At 46.6% G+C, this 16,751-nt stretch carries 16 protein-coding genes; all 16 read left to right on the plus strand.

What is annotated here, in order from left to right; translation table 11 throughout:
- Positions 1-163: 163 nt before the first annotated feature.
- On the plus strand, positions 164-484 hold the full coding sequence (locus ACK1LH_RS06735) for a DUF3870 domain-containing protein (RefSeq protein ID WP_029282048.1): 321 nt from the start codon (positions 164-166) through the stop codon (positions 482-484).
- A complete protein-coding gene (locus ACK1LH_RS06740; protein WP_411334836.1) occupies positions 474-2,171 on the plus strand; it encodes a sigma-54 interaction domain-containing protein in 1,698 nt (565 codons plus the stop codon). Before ACK1LH_RS06735 ends, ACK1LH_RS06740 begins: the two co-directional genes overlap by 11 nt.
- A 109-nt stretch (positions 2,172-2,280) precedes the next feature.
- Positions 2,281-2,823, plus strand: coding sequence for a DUF420 domain-containing protein (locus tag ACK1LH_RS06745; RefSeq protein ID WP_029282044.1), 543 nt, complete (start codon positions 2,281-2,283; stop codon positions 2,821-2,823).
- Positions 2,824-2,986: 163 nt separating this feature from the next.
- Positions 2,987-3,487, plus strand: coding sequence for a sigma-70 family RNA polymerase sigma factor (locus ACK1LH_RS06750; RefSeq protein WP_029282043.1), 501 nt, complete (start codon positions 2,987-2,989; stop codon positions 3,485-3,487).
- Positions 3,468-4,802: a DUF4179 domain-containing protein gene (locus ACK1LH_RS06755; RefSeq protein ID WP_411334837.1), complete on the plus strand. Its 1,335-nt coding sequence runs from the start codon at positions 3,468-3,470 to the stop codon at positions 4,800-4,802. The genes ACK1LH_RS06750 and ACK1LH_RS06755 overlap by 20 nt, the downstream gene beginning before the upstream one ends.
- Positions 4,803-5,770: 968 nt before the next feature.
- The gene (locus ACK1LH_RS06760) at positions 5,771-6,919 is read left to right on the plus strand and encodes an acyl-CoA dehydrogenase family protein (RefSeq protein WP_029282039.1); all 1,149 of its coding nucleotides are present in this window, start codon (positions 5,771-5,773) and stop codon (positions 6,917-6,919) included.
- Positions 6,920-6,938: 19 nt separating this feature from the next.
- The gene (locus ACK1LH_RS06765; protein WP_051827020.1) at positions 6,939-8,204 is read left to right on the plus strand and encodes an MFS transporter; all 1,266 of its coding nucleotides are present in this window, start codon (positions 6,939-6,941) and stop codon (positions 8,202-8,204) included.
- A 12-nt stretch (positions 8,205-8,216) separates the two neighbouring features.
- The gene (locus tag ACK1LH_RS06770; protein ID WP_411334838.1) at positions 8,217-9,836 is read left to right on the plus strand and encodes a long-chain-fatty-acid--CoA ligase; all 1,620 of its coding nucleotides are present in this window, start codon (positions 8,217-8,219) and stop codon (positions 9,834-9,836) included.
- Complete coding sequence (locus tag ACK1LH_RS06775) at positions 9,823-10,695, plus strand: 3-hydroxyacyl-CoA dehydrogenase family protein (protein WP_411334839.1); 873 nt, start codon at positions 9,823-9,825, stop codon at positions 10,693-10,695. The genes ACK1LH_RS06770 and ACK1LH_RS06775 overlap by 14 nt, the downstream gene beginning before the upstream one ends.
- 1 nt (position 10,696) lies before the next feature.
- Positions 10,697-11,515, plus strand: a complete 819-nt coding sequence (locus tag ACK1LH_RS06780; RefSeq protein ID WP_029282031.1) for a 3-hydroxyacyl-CoA dehydrogenase family protein — start codon at positions 10,697-10,699, stop codon at positions 11,513-11,515.
- A gap of 12 nt (positions 11,516-11,527) precedes the next feature.
- Positions 11,528-12,682, plus strand: coding sequence for an acyl-CoA dehydrogenase family protein (locus ACK1LH_RS06785; RefSeq protein WP_411334840.1), 1,155 nt, complete (start codon positions 11,528-11,530; stop codon positions 12,680-12,682).
- A 14-nt stretch (positions 12,683-12,696) separates the two neighbouring features.
- Positions 12,697-13,878: a thiolase family protein gene (locus ACK1LH_RS06790; protein ID WP_411334841.1), complete on the plus strand. Its 1,182-nt coding sequence runs from the start codon at positions 12,697-12,699 to the stop codon at positions 13,876-13,878.
- Positions 13,879-14,268, plus strand: coding sequence for a PaaI family thioesterase (locus ACK1LH_RS06795; protein WP_029282025.1), 390 nt, complete (start codon positions 13,879-13,881; stop codon positions 14,266-14,268).
- Positions 14,269-14,273: 5 nt separating this feature from the next.
- Positions 14,274-15,056, plus strand: a complete 783-nt coding sequence (locus ACK1LH_RS06800; RefSeq protein WP_029282023.1) for an enoyl-CoA hydratase/isomerase family protein — start codon at positions 14,274-14,276, stop codon at positions 15,054-15,056.
- 15 nt (positions 15,057-15,071) lie between these two features.
- On the plus strand, positions 15,072-15,491 hold the full coding sequence (locus ACK1LH_RS06805) for a PaaI family thioesterase (RefSeq protein WP_320156117.1): 420 nt from the start codon (positions 15,072-15,074) through the stop codon (positions 15,489-15,491).
- A 431-nt stretch (positions 15,492-15,922) separates the two neighbouring features.
- Positions 15,923-16,747, plus strand: coding sequence for a M55 family metallopeptidase (locus tag ACK1LH_RS06810; protein ID WP_029565359.1), 825 nt, complete (start codon positions 15,923-15,925; stop codon positions 16,745-16,747).
- Positions 16,748-16,751 lie beyond the last annotated feature (4 nt).

Genomic DNA, 16,751 nt, shown 5'->3' on the forward strand with positions numbered 1-16,751 from the left:
CTGCTGCCCCATATGCTTATGCTGAGGGGCATTTTTTATGAGATGCTGTTTTTTCAGAAGTTGACGACTGTACGTTTTTGATACAAAAGGAAGGAGATTCGCGGATTGTAAAGAAGTAAGGTTAGAGAAGCGAAATCATTTACTGAAAGAGAGGGACCTCACCATGCATTCACAGACGATGTTTATTGCGGGACATGCGCGCCTGCCTGCAGGAATGGCGGCGAAGAACGTATACGATATGCTGACCATTACGGTTGAAATTGATAAAAGATATGCGGTGATTCTTGAAGCCTCCTGCACACTTGCAACGGAGCACGGAAGAGATTTTGTCGGACGCCTTCTCCGGGGCTACAGCCTTCAGAACGGGGTGGATGAAGTCACTGAGCATGTCAGGGAACATTACTGCGGAAAAGCCATCCATGCCATCATCGCTGCGCTGTCTGATCTGCATTTTCAATATCAGCAGCTGAAGATTGAACGGTGAGGACATGAAAACAGAAACGCTGATGAATATCCCTTTTCCGTGCATGATGACTACGGACGAGCAGGTGATTGTACAGGCCAATGCCTCTTTAAAGAAGCTGAGTGGCGGTATGGAAACTGATGGACGCCATATCAATCAAGTATTTGACGTGTGGGATGAGCTTGGCGGCGGGAAGCTGATTCAGGCTGCATGCGGCAACACCAGCTGTATTTTCATAAAAACGTCCATACAGGATTCAGCGGACTGCCTTTATATTGGCACGATCTCGACTGAGCTTGTTTCATTGATTGATGAACTGAAGGAATCAAAGCGGATTAACCGGGAACTGGATGCGATTATTGATAATTCCTATGACGGCATTTACATAACAGATAAAGATGGGGTCACTCTCAGGACGAACCGTGCCATCGAGCGGATTACAGGCATACCAAAGGAATATTACACAGGGAAAAATGTAAACGCTCTTATTGAGCGCGGGATTCTTGAAAATTCAGTGACCCATAAAGTGATGGAAAAAAGAAGAAGCGTGTCAGTGGTGCAGCTCAACCGGACAGGAAAAGAAACGCTGCTGACAGGAAACCCTGTCTTTAACGACAAAGGGGAAATTGAGAGCATTGTTACGAATATCAGAGATCTGTCTGAGCTGAACGATTTGCAGAATGCTCTCAGAAAAGCAACGAAACTTAATGACAGCTATAAAAGGGAAATTGAACGGCTGAAGAGTAAAAACAGCAGCATCAGTGACGTTATCATTGAGAGCGAAGAGCTTGCGGCCATTTATGAAACAGCCGACAGAATTGTCAACGTGGAAGCGACCGTCCTCATTCTTGGTGAGACAGGTGTCGGGAAGGATGTGCTTGCCCGCTACATTTACAGCAGGAGCGGGCGGTCTGATAAAGGGCGGTTTATTAAAGTGAACTGCGGGGCCATCCCGGCGGATCTTCTGGAATCCGAACTGTTTGGCTATGAAGGCGGAGCCTTTACTGGCGCAAATAAACATGGAAAGCCCGGGATGTTTGAACTTGCAGACGGAGGCGTCCTGTTTTTGGATGAGGTGGGCGAGCTTCCGCTTAATCTTCAGGTTAAGTTGCTCCGCGTGATTCAGGAGAAAGAAATTCAGCGGGTCGGTGCAACGGTTTCTAAAAAAGCAGATGTCCGAATTCTTGCTGCGACAAATAAGGACTTGAAAGAAATGGTTCAAAACGGAGAGTTCCGCGAAGATTTATTTTACCGTCTCAATGTTGTTCCAATTTTCATTCCTCCTCTCAGGAACCGGAAAAACGACATACTGCCGATTGTTACTTTCTTTTTGGAAAAAGCCAATCTGAAGTACGGCAAGAGCAAACGGATGGATGCAGCGCTGAAAGATTTCTTTTACACCTACAGCTGGCCGGGAAATGTCCGGGAGCTTGCCAATTTGGTTGAGAGGCTTGTGCTGATCAGTGAAGAGGATGTGCTGACACATGAGAATCTGCCGGCCGAGTACAAAGGGGAAGGGCCGATTAAGCTATCTGAAATTGTCACGTTAAAAGAAGCTGCTGAACTCGCGGAAGAAAAAATCCTGACTCTTGCTGTCCAAAAATACCGGACAACCTATGAAATGGCAGAAGCTCTGGACAGCAGCCAGCCGACGATTGTCCGAAAACTGAAGAAGTACGGACTTGCTGTCAGGCAGCCTGTCCACTAATTTGCCTGAGGAACGGCCTGTCGCCGGCACATCCTTCATACAATTGTCGAATATTCTGCGCTCTCCCCGTGGTACAATAAAGCATATTGAAACACAAGGAGAGAATTTTATGGAACAGACACATCGCTCAGGCAAGAATTACACGGCGATTATCGTAACCCTTTCCCTTGTCGTCAATGCCATCATCCTAGGCTTGTTCTTTTTGCCGATCGGATACGGCGGCGAGGTTACATTCGATATTCATATTTTTCCGCGGATCAATGCCGTACTGAACAGCTTCACCTTTGTCTTTTTAGTCATTGCGCTCGTATCGATTATTAAGAAAAACGTCAAGCTTCATAAAGGCTTCATACTGGCAGCCTTTACGACAACTCTGCTTTTCTGCGTGTCGTATTTGACCTATCATTACCTTTCAGTTGAAACGACCCGGTTCGGCGGAGAAGGAATCATCCGCAGCGTGTACTTCTTTATTTTAATTACACACAGCTTCCTCGCAGCCATCATTGTGCCGCTTGCGCTTTTCTCACTCGTGTGGGGATGGACTGGCCAGCTTGACAAGCACCGCAAAATTGTCCGCTGGAGCATGCCGATCTGGCTTTATGTAAGCTTTACAGGTGTTGTTGTGTATTTGATGATTTCCCCGTACTATTAAGGAGCTCAGCTTTTGCTGGGCTTTTTTTGTGTTTTCAAAAGACGGAACTATTTTTAAAAGTATAATGATTTTAATAGAACTTTTTTGAAACTTTTCCAGCATGTGTTTCCTCTAACAGCTGAAAGGAGAGGAAGAAGTGGACATACATACTGTAAAAAAAGCGATGAAAGGCAATGAAAAAGCCTTTGAAAAACTGATCAAACAGGAAAGTACAAAGCTGTATAAAACCGCGTTTATATATGTGAGAAACAAAGAAGACGCACTGGATGTTCTCCAGGACACAGTCTGCAAAGCGTTTATCTCGATCGGAACGTTAAAGCAGCCCGAATATTTCAGTACGTGGCTGATGAAGATTTTAATCAGAACAGCCTTTGAGCTGCTGAGAAAAAAGAAGAAAGCCGTTGCCATGGAAAGTGCGTTCCTTGAGAACGTTTCTTTTGTGCAAAAGGAAAATGACCTGGATCTTGTCCGTGCGATAAGCGGACTTAGTGAAAACTACCAGACCGTTATTCTCTTGTTTTATTATCACGATTTACCAATAAGGACGATTTCAGGCATGATGGAAAAACCGGAAAACACAGTGAAAACCTATTTGCGCAGAGCTAAAGCTGAGCTGAAAGCAGCCCTTGAAGGAGGAAAAGACCATGAACAAAAGCTGGTTTGACAGTCAGATCGATGATATTGCCGTACCGGAAGACGACATAATGGCCGCCGTGTCCCGCGGAATACATGAAGGCAAAAAACAGAAAAAGAAGAAAATGTTCGCTTCTGCCGGAGTTTTGTCAGGATCTGCAGCTGCCATCATCCTTGGAACAGGGTTTTTCTTTGCGCCAGTCAATGGGGTGCTCGCGAGTGTTCCACTGATTGGATCACTCTATGAACCGTTCTCTTCCTTTACGATAGGAAAAGAACTTGCTTCAGCAGGACTCGTCAAGGAACTGAACGAGAAGGCTGAAAGCGGCGGAATAAGTATTACGCTGACAAGTGCTTATTATGAAGGAAATGTTGTCGGAATCACGTTTAAAGCCGAAGGGGAAAACCTGCCGGAGAAATGGAAAGAAGGCCCGAATGATCCCGCTTCCGGCTACAGCCTGTCATTATTTGACGGCAAAGAATCCAGTCAGCTGGCGGGCAGTCATTCACTCGTTGAAACAGAAAATGGATACATTGGAACGGCTGAGTATTACTTGGATGAAAAGAAGCTTCCCTCGGACTTTACTCTTCCGTTGACATTCACTTCAATTGCCGGAGAAAAAGGTGACTGGAAATTTGAAGTACCTTTAAAGCGGATTGAACCTAAGGTACTTGCCGTAAACGGAGTGTCGAAATCAGGAAGCGAATCGGTAACTATTCAAACTGTCGCAAAAGGGAAAGCGACGACAGTGATTGAATACAAAACGATTCTTTCAAACGAATATGACCAACTCTCTTTTAAGATAAAGGATGCAGGAGGCAAAGAACAGTTTCCAGTGAGCAGCGAGGTGATCCGTTCTGAGAAAAAAGCTGGAATGATCGTCACAGACTGGCGCGTGTTATATACAGATGATTTTATAAAAAATACTGATGAGTTAACGCTTCTTCCTGTAATAGACCGTGATGAGCCTCCGGCAATAGCAAAACTGTCACCATCACTTGTCGTTGAAAGCAGCAGGTTTGGCTATCAGCTGCGAGTGGAACAGGTGAAAAGAGATGGAGATCAGCTCATTGTTGATTATCAACTTTCAAATGCTTCTGGTGAGGAATTCAAAATGGACGTACTTCAGAACTTTGCAGAAGGGGTTTCCATTAAAAACAAAGAGACTCTCATGAACGGCAAAATAAGTATAGCTGCTGATCAGAAGGAACTCCGCTTTCAGTCGGTCTATGCCATTCCCTCTGAAACCGATATGAAAGATTTAACACTGTCTGTGCCGTTTGGTGTACTTAGCATGAACCGGCCTTCTGAAAAAATGGAGCCGATTAAAATAGAGTTGGAATAGGACGGTTTGTACCTGATATAAAATGATGCTCCCAACCTATAGTTGGGGGCTTTTTTAGTGGTGAAAACAGCAATCAGCCGCAGCAAAAAAAGAGCGAAGATGCCTCTTTTCTAGAAACCTTGTGACCAGGATACCTGCTCCATTAAAAAAAGAGGTCATCTCAGAGTCTCTAAACGAGCTAACAGTCCGAATCCAGTGTCTAACAATCCGAATCGCACCTCTAACAAGCGTCATACCCGGTCTAACGATCCAACTAGGCTTCTAACCGTCCAACGCCAAATCCATGCCGCACCGAGTTTGTGCTGCTAACTCATTTATACAACACTTTCGGGCTGGCCCCGCACCAAGTTTGTGCTGCTAACTCAAGTTTAGAACACTATCGGCTGGGCCTCGCACCGAGTTTGTGCTGCTAACTCATTTATACAACACTTTCGGGCTGGCCCCGCACTGAGTTTGTGCTTCTAAATCATGTATAGAACACTTTCGGTGGGGCTCCGCACTGAGTTTGTGTTGCTAAATGATTTATAGAACACTTTCGGCGGGGCTCCGCACTGAGTTTGTGCTGGTAAATCATGTATAGAACACTTTCGGCCGAGCCCCGCACCGAGTTTGTGCTGCTAACTCAAGTTTAGAACACTATCGGCTGGGCTTCGCACTGAGTTTGTGCAGCTAACTCATGCATAGAGCACTTTCGGCTTGGCCCCGCACTGAGATTGTGCTGCTAATTCATAATAGCCTCAAGCCAGCACCAATCAGCCCTTGATGCTCCCGAAGAATTGGCACAGCACCCTCCATCATTCATTCCTGAATCCTCTGATTCAAAAATGAATCGCAAATACCCCGTAATCTCGACAAATTCAATTCAAAAATGAATCACCTCATTCTTTAAATCCTTTAAGATTCCCGTTTTACATCTTGGCACACTTCTTGCATCTATATAAGCAACAACAAAAAAGGGGGATTTAAGGATGCAGGCAACCGTCACACCGGAAATTGAACAAATGAGGAAAATGGTTAGGAGTTTTGTTGATCAGGAGGTTGAACCGTACGCTCAGCAGATTGAGGATGAGGACAGGATTCCGGATCATCTTGTGGAGCAGGCGAAGGATCTGGGACTGTTTGGGATCAGCATTCCTGAGGAGTACGGCGGTATTGGGCTGAATGCGGTCGGAAAGGCGGTCGTGCTTGAACAGCTCGGTCATACCCACAATGGGTTTGTCAGTCTGATCAGCGCTCACACTGGCATCGGAAGCACAGGACTGGTGAAGCTCGCATCAGAGCACTTAAAACAAAAATATTTGCCGGAAATGGCAGCGGGGAAAAAGATTGCTGCTTTTGCATTATCTGAGCCGGGTGCGGGATCTGATGCGACGAATCTTTCAACTCGTGCAGAAAAAAGAGGCAATCAGTGGATCTTGAACGGAACGAAGCATTTCATTACGAATGCGCCAGTTGCGGATGTGTTCACTGTTTTTGCTCTGACGGACAAGGATAAGGGAGCAAAAGGCGGAATCACCGCGTTTTTAATCGAAAAGGATTTTCCGGGATTTTCTCTTGGAAAAAAAGATAAAAAAATGGGTCTTCGCGGGTCTCATACGGCACAGCTGATTTTTGAGGACTGTATCGTTCCTGAGGAAAATGTGATTGGTGAGGTCGGGATGGGATACATGTCGGCACTGAAAATTCTCAGTGAAGGCAGGGTTGGCCTTGCTGCTAGGGCTGTCGGGTCATGCGACAAACTGATAGCGCTTTCAGCATCTTACGCAAAAGAAAGGGTACAATTCGGAAAACCGATTGCCGACAATCAGGCGATCCAATGGATGCTTGCGGATATGGCAACCGAAACAGAGGCAGCACGGACTTTGACTTACATGGCAGCATCTATGATTGACGAAGGGAAAAAAGTAATCAAAGAAGCATCGATGGCTAAGCTTTTTGCATCCGACGTTTTTAACCGCGTTGCGGACAAAGCGGTACAGATTCACGGCGGGATGGGCTATGTTTCCGACTATCCGGTTGAGCGCTTTTACCGTGATGCGCGAATTACTAAGATTTATGAAGGAACGAACGAAATTCAGCGTCTGATCATTGCTAGACGCGTGCTTGAAGAAAATTAGGCGGCTGGGGGGAATCAACATGCGCTGGACTGTTCTTGTACTGCTGTTTTTCGGAATGTTCATTAACTTTGCTGATAAATCCATAACAGGACTTGCGGCTGTGCCAATCATGAAGGAATTTAATCTTTCTTATGCCGACTGGGGTCTTGTGGGAAGCAGCTATTACTGGCTGTATCCGGTGACGGGAATTTTCGGGGCTGCCTGGGCAGACAGAGTCGGAGCGAAGAAGGTTCTCGGTTTTCTTATGCTTACATGGGCTGTGCTGCAGATCGGAGTACTGGCTATTGCCGGTCTTCCGCTTCTTTTGCTTTACCGGTTTTTGCTCGGAGCATTTGAAGGTCCGTTCAGTCCGATTGCCTATAATCACGCCAATACGTGGTTTCCGCCGAAGCTTCGCGGCCTGGCAAATTCCGTTGTCGTATCAGGTGCAACTCTTGGAGCCATGGTCGCCGCTCCGATTTTAGTCGCCCTGATACACATGTTCGGCTGGAGGGTTGCGTTCGCAGTTCTTGGTCTGGCAAGCATTGTGTGGTTTGTGGCGATTCAGTTTACTAGAGATGTTCCTCGTGCAGATGAGCTTGAAGAAGAGGAAAAGCCAAAAGTGAAAAAACTCGAAAAACTTGATTTGAAAGCATTTATGCTGATGCTGTCAAAACCTTCCGCCCTTTTTACGACGCTTGCTTATTTTTCAACCTATCTTCTTGTCGTCTGGTTTGCCGTCTGGCTGCCTGTTTACCTTGTGAAGGTTGTCAATATGAGCAGCATGGAGATGGGGTATGCCGTATCTGGCATCGGTCTGGTTTCAGTCGGTGTTTATATCGGAGTATCTGTTTTATCAGACAGAATGTTTAAGAAAAACAAAGATTGGAAGACCTCGCGCGTATATGTTGTCGGTTACGCCATGATTATCGGGGCAGTGCTTCTAGCTTCTACCGCTCTTGTCACAAACGCTGTCTGGGTCATCATCGCTATGTGCCTTGCTAAAGGTCTTACATACGCTATCCTGACGATAGGACCGACAATTATGATTCAGCTGCTGCCTGACAGAGGAAATCTTATGACGAGTATTCTGACGTCTTCAGGGAACCTTGCAGGAATTGTAGGTCCGCTTATTACAGGGTATATCGTTGCTGCCGGCGGAGAAAACAGTGCAGCAGGGTTTGACTGGTCCATCTTGTTTATGGCCGGACTGATCGTTTTGTTCGGAGTCTTATTTACTGCATTTGTAAGACCGCAGCAGAAAATCGATTTTGCGCCCGAGCAGCAGGCCGCAATTGGCAAGTAGGGGGTATGCATTGTGAAAAAAGGAATAGAACGGCCCTGGAACTCTTTTTACCAGCACAGGGATGTCCATCTGCCTGAGCAATCTCTCTACATGATGCTGCAGAATACAGCAGAGAGATACGGAAATCAGACGGCCATTTTGTTTGAAGGAGAAGAGACGTCCTATTTGGAGCTTAAGGACCGGGTTGACAGGCTGGCAGGAGCCTGGAGGGAACTGGGCCTTGTAAAAGGGAACCGTATTGGCCTGATGCTAGCCAATCACCCTGATTATGTTGTTTCGTACTATGCCGCACATGCACTTGGTCTTGTTGTGGTTCAGATTAATCCGATGTATACGGCCCGGGAGCTTCTTCAGATTGTGATGGACGCGGAAGTGACCGCTATCGTCGCAGATAAAGCGGGAAGAGAAACCATCAGGAAAATCAGTGATATCTTCACTTTCTCTTATACATTTGGTTCTCAGCCGGACGGGCAGGACGATTCATTTTCCAGTCTTGATCACTTGATTGAATCCGGGAAGCCTCTCCATCAGCCGGAAGAAATTGATGCAGCGGAAGATGTGGCGGTGATTCAGTACACAGGCGGGACAACCGGAAAAATGAAAGGCGCCATGCTCACTCACTACAACCTGACCGCAAATGTCTATCAAAGCTACCTGATGTATGGCGACTCTATGATTCAAGGAGAGGAAACCGTACTCATTGCAACGCCTCTCTACCATGTTTACGCGATGACAAGCGGGATGAATCTTGGCATTTTCATAGGCGGAAGGCTTCTGCTTTTCCGAAAATTTGAGATTGATGATGTTCTGGAAAAAATCAAAGTGTACAGACCGACTTTTTTTCCCGGTGTTCCAAAGATGTACATTGCGTTTGTCAATCATCCCCAAATTGAGGAAGCGAAGCTCCATTGCTTAAAGTTGTGTTCCTCAGGATCTGCACCGCTCCCGGTGGAAATCATTCAGCGCTTTGAAAAGCTGACAGGCACAAGAATCGGAGAAGGGTTCGGTCTTTCTGAAGCTTCCCCTTCCACCCACCGCAATCCGCCTTTTGGAAAGAGGAAAATAGGCAGCATCGGCATTCCTGTTCCCCTGACAGACTGCATGATTGTTGATGAAGACAACAGAGAGCTCGGTCCAAAAAGCGTAGGGGAGCTGCTGATTAAGGGACCCCAGATTATGAAGGGCTACTGGAAAAATGAAAGCGAAACACATGCAGCTCTTCAAAACGGCTGGCTGTATACGGGAGATCTTGCGACGATGGATGAAGAAGGCTACTTTTACATCGTCGGGAGGAAAAAGGAAATGATCATTCTTGGGGGATTTAATATTTATCCGCAGGAAATTGAGGGTGTCCTTTATGAGCATCCGGATGTAAAAGAAGCTGCAGTAGTAGGGCTGCCTGATGAAGAGCACGGGGAGAGAGTCAAAGCTTACGTTGTTCCTAAAGATGGAAGACTGATAGATGCAGAGGAATTAAAAGGATATTGCTATACAAAGCTGACGCCTTATAAAGTGCCGAAGCAGTTTGAAGTAAGGGAAAGCCTCCCGAGAAACACAGTGGGAAAACTGTTGAAGCGCCTGCTGATTAAAGAAGAGAGTAAGAAAGGGGAGAATAGAAATGAAGATTCATGAGATTGCTGTTATTGGTTCAGGAACAATGGGATCGCAGATTGCCATGGTGTGTGCACTTTCAGGCTATCCTGTAACGCTTCAGGATGTGAGCGGAGAAAGTTTGGCGAAAGCAAAAGATTTTCTTCAGCAGCAGATGGATAAGCGGGTGAAAAAGGGGAGGTATACAGCTGAAGAAACGGATGCTGCATTCAGCAGAATTTTATTTACCTCAAGCTTGGAAGATGTAAGGGATGCCGACCTTGTCATTGAGGCCATTGTTGAAAAGCTGGATGTGAAAAGAGAACTGTTCAGGCAGCTGGATGAGCTCACGCATCCTCATGCTATTTTGGCTACAAACAGCTCAACGATCGTAAGCTCGAAACTTGCTGATGCGACCAGCCACCCTGACAAAGTCTGCAACATTCACTTTTTTAACCCAGCCCTTGTCATGGAGCTTGTAGAAGTCGTAAAAGGGCCGCACACGTCAGAAGAAACAGCTAATACAGCCATGGAATTTGTTAAAACGATTAAAAAGACTCCTGTTTTGCTGAAAAAAGAGATTTCTGGTTTTATAGCCAACCGCATATTAGGCAAGCTCATGGATGAAGCTGTCTTTCTGCTTGAAAACGGTTATGCCTCTCACGAAGAAATTGATCTTGTGTGCACAAAAGCGCTGAATCATCCGATTGGTCCTTTTGCCCTGATGGACCTGACCGGTATTGACGTCAATTACTTTGTCCGCATGCAGCGCTATGAAGAGAGCGGGGACGAACGCGACATGCCTGCAAAGATAGTCCGTGAAAAAGTACAGAACGGAGAACTCGGCCGGAAGACCGGAAAAGGCTTCTATACGTATGAAAAGGCCGCTGTGGAGGGATAGGGTGAAAAAAATCAGTGTGATCGGTGCAGGTACAATGGGGCGGGGAATTGCTTATGCATGTGCTGCTGCAGGCTATGAAGTGACCATACAGGACATATCAGAACAATCTTTGGAAACAGCGCGCTCTTATATCAGCAAGCAAGCCGCAAAAGCCGGATTAAGCATAGAGAACGCAAACCTTGAATTTACAACTGACCTGAAATCAGCTGCTGCGGACGCCGACTTAATCATAGAAGCCGTTCTTGAAGTAATGGATCTTAAAATCAGCGTGTTTAAAGAGCTTGACCGATATGCAAAGCCTTCAGCCATTCTTGCGACGAATACATCAACCATGAGCCCGACTGAAATTGCCGCGCAGACAGGCAGACCGAAGCAGTGTATTGCCCTGCACTTTTTCAACCCTGTCCCTAAAATGAAGCTGATTGAAATCATATGCGGTCTCGAAACATCAGATGAAACGGTTGAAAGCTGCTTTCATTTCGGCGAAAAGCTTGGAAAAGAATGCGTGAGAATCAATGAATACCCGGGTTTTGCGGTCAGCCGGATGAATTGCCTGATCGGCAATGAGGCGATGACGATGCTTATGGAGGGTGTCGGATCTGCAGAAGACATCGATAAAGCCATGAAGCTCGGATTAAATCACCCTATGGGGCCTCTGGAATTAGCCGATTTGGTGGGACTTGATACAAGGCTTCGCAACATGGAATATCTGCATCGGACACTCGGTGAAAAATTCCGCCCCTGTCCGATTCTTGTGAAATACGTGAAAGCCGGATGGCTCGGAAAGAAAAGCGGACGCGGTTTTTATACTTACAGCTAGGAGGCCATGCATATGAACTTTCAATTGGATGAGGATATTCTGCTGTTAAAGCGGGGTGTCCGGGACTTTGTTCAAACAGAGGTTGAAGCTGCTGCAATGGAAATTGAAGAATCGAATGCAATCCCTGAACGGATTATTGCCATGTCAAAAGAGCTCGGACTATTTGGTTTAAGTATTCCCGAAGAATACGGCGGCCTTGGCATCGGAATGGTTGGAAAGTGTGCTCTGTACGAAGAAATCGGAGCTACACATAACGGGTACACTACGCTGATTGGCGCTCATACAGGAATCGGTACCGTTGGTATTGTGGAAATGGGAAATGAAGGGCAGAAACAAAAATATCTCCCGCAAATGGCTGCCGGAGAGCAAATCGGAGCATTTGCACTGACTGAGCCGAGCGCCGGATCAAACGCGACAAACCTGAAAACAACAGCTGTAAGAAGAGGCGATAAATACATCCTGAACGGGACGAAGCATTACATTACAAACGCGACGGAAGCAGGTGTTTTTACGGTTATGGCTGTTACGGATCCAGCCAAAGGTCCGAAGGGAATCACCTCCTTTATTGTGGAAAAAGATTTTCCCGGCTTCCAAGTAGGAGCTGTTGAAAAGAAAATGGGCCTTCGCGGGTCTCATTCGGCTGAAATTATCATGGAGGATTGTGAGGTTCCTGCCGAAAATGTTCTCGGTGAGGAAGGGCAGGGGTATGTGAATGCCCTGAAGATTCTGGCCAATGGAAGAGCGGGGCTTGCTGCGAGGAATCTTGGTTCATGTCAAAAACTGCTCGATCTTTCCATGCTTTATGCAAAGGACAGAGTGCAATTTGATGTTCCGATTTTTGAGCATCAGGCCGTTTCTCACATGATTGCGGAGATGGCCATGGAAATTGAGGCTTTGCGTTCTTTTACCTACAGGGTCGCCTGGATGGTCGATGAAGGCATGAAGGTCATAAAAGAAGCAGCCATGCTGAAGCTGTTTGGGTCAGAGGTTTACAACAGAATCGCAGACAAGGCGGTTCAAGTGCACGGAGGGATCGGGTACATTGCGGATTATCCGATTGAACGTTTTTTCCGTGACGCAAGAATCACAAGAATTTATGAAGGCACGTCCGAAATTCAGAAGAACATCATTGCAGGCCAACTGAAAAAGCAGTATCAGCAACATTAGAAAGGATGATGGGTATGGATTCAATTATTATTGCAAGTGCTGTCCGGACAGCGATTGGGCGCTACGGGGGAACGCTTAAAGACGTAGAGGCAAGCATGCTCGCGACCAGGGTCATTCAGGAATCCATTGTCCGCGCGGGGATTACGCCCGAACAGGTGGATGAAGTCATTTTAGGCGAAGTCAGGCAAACAACAATGGCTTCAAATGTTGCCAGGGTAGCAGCGCTCCGTGCGGGGATTCCTGAAACTTCACCCGCCTTTTCCATCAACCGCCTCTGCGCATCCGGCATGCAGGCCATCGCATCAGGAGTTCAGCAGATCATGTCAGGCCAAGCCGAGATTGTAATTGCCGGCGGAACCGAAAACATGAGCCAGGCTCCCATTTATTTACGGGGATCACGCTTTGGCGGGGATGCAGCTGTACTTGTTGATTCAAACAAAGAAAATGGCCAGCAGCCTAAAGAGATCTATGGCGAGCACCTCGGAATGGGAATAACAGCTGAAAATGTAGCCGAAAAGTATGGCGTTTCAAGGGAAGATCAGGATGCTTTTGCAATTGAAAGCCAGCAGAGAACAGCGAGAGCGGTTCATCAGCAGCTTTTTGAAGAGGAGATTGCACCTGTTGAAGTGCCGAATAAAAAAGGCCCGGTTACATTCAAGACAGATGAACACCCCCGTCCGGAATCAACCTATGAAAAGCTGTCACAGCTAAAGCCCGCTTTCCGCAAATCAGGCACGGTCACGGCAGGGAATGCGTGCGGCAGAAATGACGGGGCTGCAGCCGTTGTCCTGATGAGGGAGAGTAAAGCCAAAGAGCTTGGAATTACGCCAATGGCAAGAATCACAGATTGGGCAGCGGCAGGTGTTTCCCCGGAAATTATGGGAATCGGACCCGTCCCTGCCGTAAGAAAACTGCTCGAGAGGACGGGGAAATCCATAGAAGACATCGATTTATTCGAAGTGAATGAAGCCTTTGCTTCCCAGGCTCTGGCCGTCATAAGAGAGCTTGGACTCGATTCTTCGAAAGTGAATGTAAACGGGGGAGCGATAGCACTCGGTCATCCGCTTGGGGCTACTGGTGCAAGAATAACGGTCTCTCTGCTGCATGAAATGAAGCGTTCCGGCAAAAAGACAGGAATTTCAACACTGTGCATCGGCGGCGGACAGGGAATGGCCCTGATGCTGGAGCTCGTTTAAATGAAAGCTCCGGACATGGTGCATTCCTCGTTTTTCAGCCATTTATCAATGAAAAGAGAAGAGAATCAAGGAGACTCTGTTGTTATTTCGGTTGCGACGTGCAGGGAGCATCTGCTTGATGAGGATACGGTTGGGTCCGGTGTGTTTTACACACTGCTTGATATTGCCATGGGGACTGCAGCATCACTCGCAGGAGCAGCTCCCACTGCAACCATCGTTCTGAGTTCAACGATCATAGACCCGACACCTGCTCCATTTTTCACTTGTACAGCTAAGGTTATCTGCTCCAGGGACGGGATAGCATCTGCAGAAGGCTGGGTATACAAATCAAATCAGACATTGGCAGCTATTGGACACGGAGATTTTAAATTGCTGAAAACAAGGGGCTGAAATAAATGAATGCTTTTGCAAATATTGAAGTGAAAAAATCAGGGCAGCTTGCCTATTTGATCATTAACCGTCCTGAACGCAGAAATGCATTAAATAAAGAAACACTTGATGAAATGACCGAGGCTCTTCAGGAACTGGCAAAAGACGATGAAACAGGCTGCATCATCTTTTCAGGGAGCGGCGAGAAATCATTTGCCGCCGGAGCTGATATTGGCCAGCTAAAAACACGGACTGCTCTGGATGTCTTTAATCCTGGTGGGATGCAGCAGGTATACGACTACATAGAGACATATGAAAAGCCGACGATTGCCATGGTCAATGGATTTGCATTAGGAGGAGGCTGCGAGCTTGCTATGGCTTGTGACATCCGCATTGCCTCTGAACTTGCAAAGTTCGGATTGCCCGAACTGAATCTCTCCATTATCCCGAGTGCCGGCGGGACGCAGCGGCTTGCAAGACTGATTGGAAAAGGGCCCGCGATGAACATGATTCTGAGAGGGAAAATCATTGATGCAAACGAAGCCTATCGCATCGGCTTAGTGTCTGAGGTGGCAGAAAGCGGACAGCTGCAGGCTAGAACAGAAGAAACGGCAAAGGAAATTTTATCGAAAGGGCCGCTTGCTGTAAAGCTTGCCAAACTTGCTGTACATGCAGGATTTGATGCCGATCAGAGAACGGGTCTTCTTATTGAGAAGCTCGCACAGGCCGTCCTGTTTTCCACAGAGGACAAAAATGAGGGAACGGCAGCTTTCTTAGAAAAAAGAAAGCCGCAGTTTACGTCCAGATAGAAGGGGTGGCTTTTAATGGCAACGGCAATGGATGTGAAAGAAATAAGGCGGAGCTTTGAGGAAAGTCCTTTTTTTCAGCACATGGGAATCGACATCGTGCACTTTGAGGAAAATGAAGTGAAAATTAAGCTCCAGATGAAAGAGTATGTCCTGAATGCAAACGGCACACTGCACGGCGGCGTACATGCCACCATGCTTGATTATGTACAGGGGATGCTTCTCAGATCTGTGTCCAAAACAAGGTGTGCCACCATCAATTCCAGCATCCAGTACCTGGCACCGAGCACGGGAGGAGAAATCTATGCGGAAGGAAAGATTCTTCAGCTCGGATATAAGACTGCTTTTATGGAAGGTGAGATAAGAGATTCAGAGGGAAAGCTGCTTGCAAAAGGCTCTGGAACGTTCAAGCTGATCAGGGACGGGGAAGATCATTAGGCAGCCGAAATTTATGCAAAGAAAACAGCCGGGGAGTCTAAATGACTGTTTTTCGGCTGCCGAAACAATAAGCTGATAATCCAAAGTAAGCTGATGGGAAAAAGGGAAAGAGCCGTCTTGAAAACAAATGCCAATCCTGTGAAAAAGAGAAAGAGTTCCTTTATTATCAAGGATTCTTTCTCTTTTTTTGAACATTATTGTTTTTTGAAACAGCTCTTAAACTCATTCTTTTACTCTATCAAAGAGGAGAGGAAATAGGATGGTATTCATGTTTGAATCTAGTAAAACAGGAATAAATTAGGTCTTATTGACTATGGGAGAACAAGGAAGTTCATTCGTATTTATGCATGTTTATGTAAATGTTATTGTAAAGTAATGATTTTTAATTTATAATTTTAAGAAAATTAGAAATAAAAACAGGGGGAATACAGGTGAAGGTATATGTCTCAGTTGACATGGAAGGAATCACTGGACTCGCTGATGAGACACATGTGAATTCATCTAAGCTCAACTATGAAAGAGGCCGGAAAATCATGACAGAGGAAGCGAATGCTGTCATAGAAGCGGCGTTTGAAGCGGGGGCGAATGAAGTCGTTGTTAATGACAGCCACTCGAAAATGAACAACCTCCTGATTGAAAACCTGCATCCTGATACGCAGCTGATCACGGGTGATGTAAAGCCGTACAGCATGGTTCAGGGCCTCGACGGCAGTTTCAGCGGAGCTGTTTTCACAGGCTATCATGCACGTGCTTCAAAAAAAGGGGTCATGTCACATACAATGATTTTCGGTGTGAGAGAAATCTGGATCAATGATGTGGCCGTCGGTGAACTGGGATTTAACGCCTATGTTGCAGGCTATCACGGAGTTCCGGTCATTATGGTTGCAGGAGATGACCAGGCAGCTATGGAAGCGGAGGCTCTTATCCCGAACGTCACGACTGCCGTCGTAAAGGAGACGATTTCACGATCAGTCGTTAAATCTCTTACTCCTTCAAAAGCACAGCAGCTGATAAAAGAGAAGACGGCACTTGCCATTAAGAATAAAGAACATGTAAAACCGCTCACTCCTCCAGACCGACCGCTCATGGCCATTGAATTTGCCAACTATGGACAGGCTGAATGGGCAGCGCTCATGCCGGGAACAGAGCACAAAGAAAACACCACGATTGTCACGTTCCAGGCAAGGGACATTCTCGAAGCCTACCGCGCGATGCTTGTGATGACGGAACTGGCTATGAGAACGACATTCTGTTAGGAAG

The organism is Metabacillus indicus, from assembly GCF_046603695.1.
Lineage (GTDB): Bacteria > Bacillota > Bacilli > Bacillales > Bacillaceae > Bacillus_P > Bacillus_P indicus.